The 11523-nt window shown below is 36.0% G+C and carries 10 protein-coding genes; all 10 read left to right on the forward strand.

Annotation, left to right across the window (positions count from 1 at the left end; all coding sequences use genetic code 11):
• Positions 1 to 1043 precede the first annotated feature (1043 nt).
• The gene (locus OPR30_RS03485; RefSeq protein WP_007302863.1) at positions 1044 to 3101 is read left to right on the forward strand and encodes an AAA family ATPase; all 2058 of its coding nucleotides are present in this window, start codon (positions 1044 to 1046) and stop codon (positions 3099 to 3101) included.
• A 34-nt stretch (positions 3102 to 3135) separates the two neighbouring features.
• Positions 3136 to 3636, forward strand: coding sequence for a sigma-70 RNA polymerase sigma factor region 4 domain-containing protein (locus tag OPR30_RS03490; RefSeq protein WP_007302862.1), 501 nt, complete (start codon positions 3136 to 3138; stop codon positions 3634 to 3636).
• Between the two features lie 17 nt (positions 3637 to 3653).
• A complete protein-coding gene (locus OPR30_RS03495) occupies positions 3654 to 4463 on the forward strand; it encodes an ATP-binding protein (protein WP_019078527.1) in 810 nt (269 codons plus the stop codon).
• Positions 4464 to 4479: 16 nt separating this feature from the next.
• Positions 4480 to 5286: a helicase RepA family protein gene (locus OPR30_RS03500; RefSeq protein WP_264685433.1), complete on the forward strand. Its 807-nt coding sequence runs from the start codon at positions 4480 to 4482 to the stop codon at positions 5284 to 5286.
• 33 nt (positions 5287 to 5319) lie between these two features.
• Positions 5320 to 5823 carry a hypothetical protein gene (locus OPR30_RS03505; RefSeq protein ID WP_265017154.1) on the forward strand — a complete coding sequence of 168 codons (504 nt, stop codon included), beginning with the start codon at positions 5320 to 5322 and terminating at the stop codon, positions 5821 to 5823.
• 292 nt (positions 5824 to 6115) lie between these two features.
• On the forward strand, positions 6116 to 6799 hold the full coding sequence (locus OPR30_RS03510; RefSeq protein WP_265030402.1) for a hypothetical protein: 684 nt from the start codon (positions 6116 to 6118) through the stop codon (positions 6797 to 6799).
• A gap of 6 nt (positions 6800 to 6805) precedes the next feature.
• Positions 6806 to 8746, forward strand: a complete 1941-nt coding sequence (locus OPR30_RS03515; RefSeq protein ID WP_265030404.1) for a DUF4815 domain-containing protein — start codon at positions 6806 to 6808, stop codon at positions 8744 to 8746.
• Positions 8747 to 8757: 11 nt separating this feature from the next.
• Positions 8758 to 9942, forward strand: coding sequence for a hypothetical protein (locus OPR30_RS03520; protein ID WP_265030405.1), 1185 nt, complete (start codon positions 8758 to 8760; stop codon positions 9940 to 9942).
• Between the two features lie 4 nt (positions 9943 to 9946).
• Entirely contained in the window at positions 9947 to 10141 is a 195-nt protein-coding gene (locus OPR30_RS03525) for a hypothetical protein (protein ID WP_007301885.1), read from the forward strand.
• Positions 10138 to 11511: a hypothetical protein gene (locus tag OPR30_RS03530; RefSeq protein ID WP_265030406.1), complete on the forward strand. Its 1374-nt coding sequence runs from the start codon at positions 10138 to 10140 to the stop codon at positions 11509 to 11511. Before OPR30_RS03525 ends, OPR30_RS03530 begins: the two co-directional genes overlap by 4 nt.
• Positions 11512 to 11523 lie beyond the last annotated feature (12 nt).

Consider the following 11523-nt stretch of genomic DNA (forward strand, 5'->3'; position numbering starts at 1 on the left):
TATTATTATTTATTATATATATAATATATAAGGTTTTACCTGAAACTGGGCTACACTCAAAAACCCGCTATAATCCTAGCTTTTAAAGCAATTAAGAAGTTTTTTTGAATTTCAAACTTAAATTACTCTTAACCCTTTAATATAGGCGGGTTTTTTCCTTTTAGGAGATTTCATTTTCCAATCTAAAATGGCTTAAACTGCCAAAAATCTATGTAATCTCGAATCTAAAGTACTTAATTCACAAATAATTATTATGAATACCTTTACCAATATAGCGTTTTGTGGCTACTTCTTATAGACTCTCCCCTGAGTATATTGTAAACACGTTAAGCTCTATTAAAGTTTAATAGCAAAATCGTAATGAAAAAAATTTTAGAGCAAATCATATTTCAAACCACATTTACAGTATATATCTGTTATGGAGGAGAAGAAAGGATGGCTTATTTGGTTATTCTCATAAGCAAAGTATAGTATATTTTGCAACATAATGCAGACGCAACTTATAGGCGGCCTTTTTGTTTAAAGTTAAAATGAAATTAAATTTTGTAATTTTTTTGAGGAGTGTAAGTTGAGAGCAGAGTTAAATTTTCAATACCACCATTTACCTCTACAGAAGAGAACTTTTTTAGTGTTGCCTATATATTTTTGTAGTTTTTCGGACGAATTTGAAATTGAACGTGTATATATACTACAGGGGCATATGAAAGATAAGAGAACGGAGTTGTGCAAAATTTTCTAAAAAGTGAACAGTTTTTGTAATTTTGTTGAACTTACTATAGTAAGACCTAGCAGACCTGGTCTTCTGAATTGTAAATATTTGGGGTAAATATGGACAGTGTCAACTTATGCTTGAAAAAAATTTCTCCACTCTTCCGGAAAAACCTATGAGAAATCCGGTATTACTATAGTAAAAGGTACAGAGACATCTCTCTACCCATTTATGACTGTATTTTAAATTACCAGCCTTTAAGAACATCATCATGAGCTATGTAGCAGAGACATTTTGTCAATAAACATAGCTTATTTTAACAGGAGAAAACAATATGCATGACAAGCAAGCTTTATTTGAAAGAGCAGCAGAAGTAAAAGCAGAACTACTCTCAAGAATAGAATCATCTTTATCCTACTTATTACCAAATGGTACTTTCCACGGTGGTAAGTTCTATGTTGGTAATATTAGAGGAGATAAAGGGAAAAGTTTAGTAGTAGAAACAAGAGGAGAAAGAGCCGGATTATGGCACGATTTTGCTACTGGTGAAGGCGGAGATATACTTAATCTCTGGTGGGATGTTACTAGTCAGACTAAGTTTCTTGATACCATAGAAGATATAGAAAAATGGCTTGGTCACTCAACAAACCATAAAGAAGAATTTTCAGAACATTTAATAGCATGTTGGGACTATCATGATGAAAATAATCAAGTAATAGCTAAAATTTACCGTTATGATAGCACTTCAGGGAAAAAACGATATAGCTGTTTTGATGTAAAAAACTCAAGTAGTACTGCTCCAGATCCAAGGCCTTTGTACAATGTTCCAGGTATAATTAAATCCGATAAAATTGTTTTCGTTGAAGGTGAAAAATGTGCTGAAAGTTTAATCAGTAAGGGCATAACAGCCACAACAATGATGTTTGGAGCAAATTCACCTGTAAATAAAACAGATTGGGCTCCACTCAAAGGTAAACACATAACCATATGGCCAGACAACGATAGTTCAGGTCAGAAATATGCTGAAAATGTTGCAAAGAAGCTTTTAGATATAGGCGTTGCATCGCTTTCTATTCTTAAAATTCCACAAGATAAACCAAAAGCTTGGGATGCTGCTGATTGTATTAAAGAAGGAGTAGACGTAAAAAGATTTTTAACCTCAACTGTTTCTCTCCCATATACAAAAAACGTTACTTCATTTCCTGTATTGCAGTACCTAAATGACAAATCACCAATGCCAGAAGACATAATTGCTCCTAGAGTTTTAACTCCCAGTGGTCTTTTAGTTTTTGCTGGTGCGCCTAAAGTGGGAAAAAGTGACTTTCTTATTTCTTGGCTTTTTCATATGGCATCTGGAACTCCATTTTTTGATATGGTGCCAAAAAGGCCCTTAAGAATCTTCTACCTTCAGACTGAAATCGGTTACCACTATATGCGTGAACGGCTGCAACAGATGAAATTTAGTGAAGAGCTTATTAAACTTGCTGCAAACAATTTAGTTATTACACCACAGACTAAGCTGCTTTTAAATGAAAATAGCATTAAAGATATCGTAACTGAAGCAGAAAGAAACTTTGACCTAAACACCATCGATATCATAGCGGTAGATCCATTGCGTAACGTTTTTGATGCTGATGAATACGGTAACGAAAATGATAATAATGCCATGATTTTCTTTCTCCAGGAGAGAGTTGAAAAACTGCGTTCTCTAATCAATCCAGATGCTGGAGTTATTCTTGTGCACCATACAAAGAAAATGCAAAAGAAACTATTAGAAGAAGATCCATTTCAAAGTTTTAGTGGCGCTAGCAGCTTACGAGGATTCTATACCACTGGAATGATCATGTTTAGGCCTGATGAGAAGAACAGCTATCGTCAACTGATGTTTGAGTTACGTAATGGAAATTCTGTTATGCCAAAATTTGTTGATAAAATTAATGGTCATTGGTACGAAGTTGACGCTGAGTCACAAAGGTTAATAAATAAAGACTATGGTGAAAAACTAGATGCCGAACGTTCTCGCAGATATGACATCATCTTGGACTTAATATGTGCAGAAGGACGTAAGGGTCATGCTTATACAATTAATCAGTTTTGTCAGGCATTTGAAAATAAAGAAGGTCTCGGCAGTACACATTCTATTCGTGATCGTCTCGATGTTCTTGCTACCAAAGGCTACGTTAAATTCAACAAAGAAGGCAAAAACGCTGCAAGAAACAAATACGGAGTACTTTGCGTTGAAGGTATGGAATTTGGGCAAAAAATATTTGATCCAGAGAAGAACAAAAAGGTTACAGTCTATCACAGATTACTACCCACACACTACAAGTCACCACACTATGGCAGCGTAATTCCTGTAGAAAATCCAAATACTTGGGTTTATCACAATTAACACTTTAATCATTTCTTAATTAGAGGGAGAAAATATGCATTCTAAAAATTCCTATACTGGTATTAACCCAAAAGTTGTTAAACACATACGACACTATGCTAAACTTCTGAAGAGAGGAAAAGCTTTTGCTTATAAAGAGATTGAAGATATTGAGCAAGATCTTTTACTTGACTGTTTGCCTGGCCTTAATGAACTTGAAGGGCATTTTATAAAACAGTACGTTAAATGCCGTGCCCTCAATTTAAAAGAAAAAGAACTATGTAAAAAACGTACCATTAATTTTGTTGATGAAGCTTTATACGAAGAGAGCGATGAAAGTCTTGAATATACCTCCGCAGTACGCATTGACGTAAATGAAGCAATTGCAAAGTTACCTCGAGAGTTAAGAAAAATATGTAAACTATTGGCAGAAGATCACAGCATTTGTGAAATTTCCAGAAGGACTGGTATACCAAAATCAACTCTCTACGACACAATCAACAAGTTACGCAAAGAGTTTTCCCACCTTAAAACATACCTAAAACGAGATTTCTAACTATAAGGAGGGAAAATATGAAAATAATAAACAGCAAAGAAAGAGCGAAAATTGTCACAGGTGTGAAGATAGTAATCTTTGGACCTTATGGAATTGGCAAGACTAGCCTACTTAAAACCCTCGATGAATCAACAACACTTTGTCTCGATTTTGAAGCAGGACTTTTAGCTGTTCAAGATTGGCAAGGGGATTCTGTAAGTATTCGTACTTGGAATGAGGCAAGAGATATCGCATGTCTCATAGGTGGTCCTAATCCTGCGTTAAAATCTGACCAAGCATATAGTCAAAAGCACTATGAACATGTATCTGGCAAGTATAAAGATCTTCTTTCTGAGGTTTCTAAATACCGCTCTATTTTTATTGATAGCATAACTGTTGCATCACGTTTATGTCTTTCATGGGCAAGGATGCAACCTGAAGCTTTTTCAGATAGATCAGGAAGAGAAGATAAAAGAGCTGCCTATGGATTACTTGCTCAAGAGATGATGGCTTGGCTCAATCAATTTCAACATATCAGAGATAAAGACATCATCATAGTTGGCACATTAGGTCAATATCTTGATGACAGCAACCGTCCAACATGGCTGCCTCAATGTGAAGGAGCAAAAACTGCTAGTGAGATTCCAGGGATAGTTGATGAAGTAATTAGCATGGTTGGAATCAAGAAAGATGATGGCACAGAGGTTCGCTCATTTGTCTGTCAGACTATTAATACTTGGGGATACCCTGCTAAAGATCGCAGTGGCTGCCTTGATATGGTTGAAGAACCGCATCTTGGTAGATTATTTGCGAAAATTAAAGCCAAAACCTTGGCTTCTGTTGCCTAATTTTAAAAGGAGTAATATGGAACAAAGCTTTTTCAACATCGGTCAAAAAATCCCTTTTTATAGCGTAAAGGAATATTTAAGTGATCAATCGCCAATACCAGAAGATATAATTTCACCAAGGATTTTAACAAAAAGAGGTCTATTGGTGCTGGGTGGCCCACCTAAAATCGGCAAAAGTGACTTTTTGATCTCTTGGCTTGTTTACATGGCTGCTGGTAGATCATTTCTCGGTATGACACCAAATAGACCTTTGAAAATCTTCTACATGCAAACTGAAATTGAGTATGAATATATGAAAGAACGGTTGCAACAACTTCAACTGAATAAAGAGCTTTTGGACATAGCTGCCAATAACTTAATTATCACGCCAAGAGTGCAATTATCATTTAGCAGTGAAGAAATAGATGAAATTAAAAATGTTGTCAAAGAGCGTTTCAAACCTGATATTATTGCCATCGATCCTCTTCGCAACATCTTCAACTCAAGTGAATATGGTAATGAAAATGACAACAGCGCTATGCTATTCTTTTTGCAAAAAACGCTTGAAAGACTGAGAAATGTTATCAATCCAGATTCGGGCATAATACTCACTCACCACACAAAAAAACTGTCCAAAAAGATGCTGGAAGAAGATCCATTTCAAGGCCTAAGCGGTGCTGGATCTTTACGTGGATTTTATAGCACTGGCATGGTGATGTTTGCTCATGATGAAGAAAGCACTACCCGTCAAATAGTGTTTGAGCTGCGAAATGGTGAACGTGTGGCAAGCAAGCTTGTCGATAAGATAAATGGTCGTTGGAAGGTTGTAGACCAATGGAGTTGATTCTTTTTTTCACTTAATTTATAGGAGGACAATATGTTATCAGATTTTTTAACTGATTTTAATAACGCAAAACTGCAGAGCAATTTAATACCAAAAGGTACAATAGTCAAGGTAAAAATGGCAATAAAGCCTGGAGGTTATGAAAATTGGTTCACTAAAAGCTATGCTACCGGCAGCATCTATTTAAACGCTGAATTTACCGTCACTGAAGGTCAATATGCAAAACGTAAGATTTTTCAAGTAATTGGTATTAAAAGTGGCAAAGCAAGCGTTGAAGGAGAAGATACTTGGGGAGAATCTGGTCGTTCCATGCTTAGAAGTATTTTGGAGTCAGCACGAAATATTCATGCACATGACACTTCAGAGAAAGCAGTTATTGCTAGAAAAATCAACTCTATAGCTGATTTTAACGGATTAGAGTTTACTGCAAAAGTTGGTATTGAAGCTGATCGGTATGGAGAAAAAAACAAGATTGCTACTGTTATTACCCCAGAGCAAAATAAAAATGTTGAAAATGATTGGGTTGTTCCGTTTTGAGGTATGACGAATATGGATTGCTGCCATTGAGAGGGCTATGAAAGATGCAGTAGGAAAAAACGTAAAGCTGAAAGAAGAAGCGATAAAATGCAGAGTCTTTTGAAACTGTTTGTGAGCTTTGATTTTCAATATGTCAAAAAGCATTGTTTCGATATTCTCAAAAGAAAAAAGTAGTTCTGGTTTCTTAAGATAAAAGAATATTTAAGCATAGAAATGCACTTCAAAAAAAATTTTCATTTTTTCCGGAAAAACCTGTGAGAAATCCGGTATATATATAGTAAGAGGGGCAAACATGTCAATACTCACACAGTCAGGAAGAGCAGCAATAGCGGCAAGTATAAAAGAACAGCCTATACATCTTGCTTGGGGCAGTGGTGATGCCAATTGGGAAAGTAGTCATCAAGTCGAAAAAGTTTTTGTTGAGGATGAAATAGCTCTAGATCACCATACTATTAAAGATGTAAGGGTTTTTACAGGACAAACAATTTATCAGCCAAGTATTGACTATACAGTTGATAGCAGTACTGGTGTAATTAAACGTACGGAAAATAGCTCTATTATAGTAAGTGATAAAGTTACTGTAGAGTATACTGAAAGCACACCACCTGAACCTATAAATTCTATAAAGCTCTTGAATGAACTTGGCAGACGTACTGCAGATGAAGTGCTATTCTGCACAGGTGATGAAAACGGCGAACTTATAACTCCTTCTGGAAGGTTTAGGCCTTCTGATGTACCAACCAATAATCTTTTTCTCAAATTCACTTTCGATTTCACGGATGCAGCAAATCGAGTAATCAGAGAGCTAGGGGTTATGGTTGGTACTAAAGTAAAAAAAGAATTACCTGAAGGACAGAGATATTTTGAACCTCAAGATATAGAAGACCATGGGATTTTATTGGTTTTGGAACATACCGTACCACTTATCAGAACATCTGCAACTCGGGAAACTTTTTCATTTGTTGTAACTTTTTGAAACAAAATGACTTTAAACGCCTATTATAACCGTTTTAATCCTGACAAAGAATACGAAAAAAGCTTGTTCCTGGCAGGAAGAGGTTTACAGTCTGCAGAATTAAATGAAACTCAGGAGTATGCTCTTTCTAAGCTTAAAGGCATAGGAGATGCAATATTTCGTGATGGTGATGTTGTAACAGGAAGTAATTGTATTATAGATAGAGAAACTGGTAAAGTTACACTTGAAAGAGGAAAAATCTATCTTCGTGGAGCAGTTAGAAAAGTCGAAAAAGAAGAGTTTGTTATTCCACTGAGTACTATAGTTCGCATAGGTGTTTATTATGTAGAATCTACCATTACAGAACTTGAGGACGCAAATCTTCGTGATCCTGCTGTTGGTACAAGAAACTATCAGGAAGTAGGAGCTGCAAGGCTTAAAGTTTCTACCATTTGGGGTTATCAAGCAGAAGGTCTTTCTCCACGTTTTTCTGAAGGAGAATTTTATCCAATTTATAACATTGAAAATGGAGTATTAATAGAACATTCACCGCCACCACAAGCAAACATAGTAACTACAGCTCTTGCTCGTTATGATAAAGAAGCAAATGGATCTTACGTAGTAAACGGTCTAGAAGTAATTTGTTTGCAGAGAGAAGAAGGGGACGAAAAGGGGAAAAAAAAAATATTTGTGATTAATGAGGGCAAAGCTCATGTTGATGGCTATGAGATTGAACTTCCTCACAGTATTCGTGTTTCTTTTGATGAAGATCCGGATATAAAATCAGTTGAATCAGAACCGCATACTTTTCAGCCAAATAGCCAAAGAGTAATGGAACTCAAAGTTAATGATTTTCCAATAAATGAAATTAAAAAAGTAGATATAACTGTTCAAAAAACCATTACCATTACTCATGGTTCATACTCAGGAGCTGTTGATCCAATACCTGACTCTGCGGTACTTGAGATTATTCAAGTTAAACAAGGCAATGTTATTTATGAAAATAGTATAGATTACAAATTAAACGCAGGAAACGTCGATTGGTCATTACCTGGTAAAGAGCCAGCTCCTGGAAGTAGTTATCAAATAACTTACCGCTGTCGTACTCATGTAAGCCCTGAAGATATAAGTGAACAGGGATGTAAAGTAAGAGGTGCCGTTGATAACAGCTTGGTTCTGGTTGATTACACCTGGAAAATGCCCCGCTATGATTTAATTACTATCGATAGCAAAGGAGTAGTAAGGAGAATAAAAGGTATAGCTCACCCTTGGCGACCATCAATGCCTAAAGCACCTAGCGGACAACTTTTGCTCTGCTACATTCATCAGACGTGGAAAAACGGAGAAAAAGAAGGGGTAAAAATAGTGAATAATGCTATTCATGCTGTACCGATGAATGAGCTTGAAGCAATGAAAAAAGGAATAAATGATCTTTATGCGCTGGTTGCAGAGGAACGTCTACGCAATGATGCAAATTCAAGAGAACCTACCACCAAAAAAGGAGTATTTGTTGATTCATTCTTTGATGATGATATGCGTGATCAAGGAATTTCGCAGTCTGCAGCAATAGTAAATAGAGAGCTAGTTCTGCCAATAGATGTAGAAGTTGCAGATATTGAAAAAGGTGGGGAAAGATATCTTTTGCCTTATAAACTTGAACCGGTACTGGAGCAGCTTTTACAGACCAAAGGAGAAAAGATCAATCCATATCAAGCTTTTGATCCAGTCCCGGCACAAATTACTCTAAATAAAAACATTGACCACTGGACAGAGGTTACCACGAATTGGAAAAGTCCAGTAACTAGAGTGTTTAATACTAGAGAAACAACAGAGCTATTGTCAAGTAATTCTTATGAAACTGAATTTATGCGAGAAGCAGTACAGAATTTTGAGATCGAAGGTTTTGAGCCAAATGAAAAGCTCAAGGAGGTGAAGTTCGATGGTATCTTCATTCAGCCTACTGCGTAAGAGGTAAAAATATGCTCACAGCTAACAACCAGGGAAAATTAAAGGGAAAGGTGAAAGTGCCAGAAAACATTCCAGCAGGTACTAAATTAGTACAGTTTTACGGTGATAAAGGCAGTTATGGAGAAGCAACTTATACTGGTAAAAAAACAATTACCATAGAGGAAAGAAGAAGAGTTATCGCAGCAAGAAGAGTTGATCCTTTAGCCCAAACATTTACTCTAAATGAAAGTAGGCACATAGGAGGCGTGGAACTATGGTTTGTAAATAAAGGCAAAAAACGTGTTGTTGTGCAGATTAGAGAAACAGCAGTGGGAGTGCCCTCGCAAACTGTCATTGCTGAAAGCTATATTGAGCCAAAAGATATAAAGATAGATGGCACAGCAACACGTATAGAGTGGTCACCAGTGTTTTGCCATGCAGGAGAGGAGTATGCAATAGTACTACTTACTGATGATTCGGGTACTGCAGTAAAAATAGCAGAACTTGGTAAGTATGATGCAGTAAATAGCCGTTGGGTAACGAGTCAACCATATCAAGTAGGAGTATTACTGTCATCAAGCAATGCAAGTACCTGGACTCCACATCAAAATTTAGATTTAACGTTTCGACTACTAGCTGCAAAATTTAGCGAAAATTCTCACGTTATTGATCTGGGAAAAGTTACAGCAACCAATACTTCAGATTTAATTGTTTTGACGAACGTCGAAAAAGTAGCATTTGATACCAATGTGGAATTTATCTTAACAGATGAAGAAGGAAAAGAAAATTTTTTGTCTGATAATTTGCCACTTGCACTACGTGAAAGACTATCTGGAAAGCTAACAGTAAAGGCAAATTTAAAAGGGTCAAAAGAAAAAAGTCCAGTGCTATATCCTGGGTTACAGCTAGTTCTAGGTAATCTTTTAGAGTCTGGAGATTATGTTACAAGAAGTATTACAGCAGGAGCTAACACTAAGATTACCATAACATATGATGCGCTAATACCTGGCACTGCAGATGTTAAAGCATATGTACAAAAAAACGTGGATTGGCAATTAGTAAATTTAACATCAGGAAAACCAATTGGAGAAAATTTGGTAGAGAGAACTCATGTGCTATCAAATTTTAATGGTAATGATACAAGGATAAAATTGGTTTTAAGTGGAACAGTTGTTTATCGCCCTAAAGTCAAAAATCTACGAATCATTATCACTTAGCAGAATGTCAGATGATAAAACAAGTAGAGGATATTCTTTGCCTCATCCAGAAAATATTGCTGTGCAGGATGTTGTTCGTATCCGTACCACAATTGAGAAAATAGATGAAGATATTACCGAAAGAGAAGATGAGCATAATCAACTAAAAAATAATTTTAAACGATTTAGATTTGAAACTTTTTTGAATTTTTGGGAATGAAAGAAGCAATATACCAAAGGATAAAGGATTTAGCAGCAAACAGCACACCTGATCAACTTGCATATCTTGCAAAATCGCTGGAATTGATAGCAGATAAAAAAGCTATTTCTGATATTGTGCAAATGGCTAAAATAAAAGAAATAATTGATGCACTACAAAAAAGACTTAAGGATTTAGCAGAAAACAGTACTCCAGATCAATTAGCATATCTTGCTAAAGCACTGGAATCAATAATCGACAAAAGTGCGGTTTCTGAAATTGTACAGATGACTGATGGTAAGCTAAAAGAACTTCTTGATAGTGCAAAAAAACACTTAACTGATCTGGATAATAAAAAAGCTAGTTCTTTAGCAGTGATCTCTGAATCAGAGAAGCAGTTATTAAAGAGAATTGATGAAAAAGGAACAACAAATTTATCGCTACTTGATACGAGAAAGAATGCCAATATTGCAGCAATAAACAGTGTTGGCAATGATCATAAAGATGGTCTTAAAGGTTTAGTGAATAACTTCCGTACTGTTAATGATGTACCAAGTGGCTCATCAATCATGAAAGAAGTAAGAAATCGTCATATGATTGAACCTGGAGCATTACCTTTTTTATTTGGTGTACTAAGTAGAAAAAATAATTACTTTGGCCACGGAACTTTTACAACTGAGCTTGGTCAGTGGAGTAGTGATGTAACAAAAACAGACTATATGCTACAACTACTAGCAGGTACTCACACATATGAAAGCTATGTTAGTTTTTATCGGCCAAGACAACTCAGTTTTTTAGAGGGAAGCAAAGGTACATTTATCTATGGAGAATCATACCCAAGATTTATGTATGATGGATTTTCTGAGCAATTCAATATGCTGAAATACCCTTATGCTGCACTGGGAGTAATATTCGTAAAAAACACAAGCAATGTAGATATAAGTAAAACTCTAAACTTTGTTGGATCTGCAATGTGGTATAAAGATGAAGTTAATTATGGAGGAGCAGGATTATTTATAGGTACACCTGATAAAACTAATACAAGGAAGTCAGAGATTTCGAGAATTACTTGGACACGTATTTACCAGCATGAAATTAACAGTCCTGAATTTATTGCATCAGGTAACATACTCATTCCAGCAGGAAAAACTGTTGCAGTGTTACTTTATACGTCATCTAATCTTCACTCAGAAGGTGAAAGAGTTGGTGAGACACCTGAGTTCTTTGCAAGTGAGCACACGTATAGCACAATCTATGGTCAATTTATTCAGTGGGGAATATATAATTTTCGCAGCAATTTTCTAACCACGGGACTTGAGGTGGACGTAGAGAGAACGCTAAGAGCTTGGCAATGCCCAGGATTAGATGCCACTCATAAAATTTGGAATTGATACTAGAAAACG

This window comes from Wolbachia endosymbiont (group B) of Athalia cordata, from assembly GCF_947251845.1.
Lineage (GTDB): Bacteria > Pseudomonadota > Alphaproteobacteria > Rickettsiales > Anaplasmataceae > Wolbachia.

Excerpts from the sequence above, each read along its gene's own strand:
- OPR30_RS03485 (WP_007302863.1), top strand. The coding sequence starts at position 1,044 with ATGCATGACAAGCAAGCTTTATTTGAAAGAGCAGCAGAAGTAAAAGCA.
- OPR30_RS03490 (WP_007302862.1), top strand. The coding sequence starts at position 3,136 with ATGCATTCTAAAAATTCCTATACTGGTATTAACCCAAAAGTTGTTAAA.
- OPR30_RS03495 (WP_019078527.1), top strand. The coding sequence starts at position 3,654 with ATGAAAATAATAAACAGCAAAGAAAGAGCGAAAATTGTCACAGGTGTG.
- OPR30_RS03500 (WP_264685433.1), top strand. The coding sequence starts at position 4,480 with ATGGAACAAAGCTTTTTCAACATCGGTCAAAAAATCCCTTTTTATAGC.
- OPR30_RS03505 (WP_265017154.1), top strand. The coding sequence starts at position 5,320 with ATGTTATCAGATTTTTTAACTGATTTTAATAACGCAAAACTGCAGAGC.
- OPR30_RS03510 (WP_265030402.1), top strand. The coding sequence starts at position 6,116 with ATGTCAATACTCACACAGTCAGGAAGAGCAGCAATAGCGGCAAGTATA.
- OPR30_RS03515 (WP_265030404.1), top strand. The coding sequence starts at position 6,806 with ATGACTTTAAACGCCTATTATAACCGTTTTAATCCTGACAAAGAATAC.
- OPR30_RS03520 (WP_265030405.1), top strand. The coding sequence starts at position 8,758 with ATGCTCACAGCTAACAACCAGGGAAAATTAAAGGGAAAGGTGAAAGTG.
- OPR30_RS03525 (WP_007301885.1), top strand. The coding sequence starts at position 9,947 with ATGTCAGATGATAAAACAAGTAGAGGATATTCTTTGCCTCATCCAGAA.
- OPR30_RS03530 (WP_265030406.1), top strand. The coding sequence starts at position 10,138 with ATGAAAGAAGCAATATACCAAAGGATAAAGGATTTAGCAGCAAACAGC.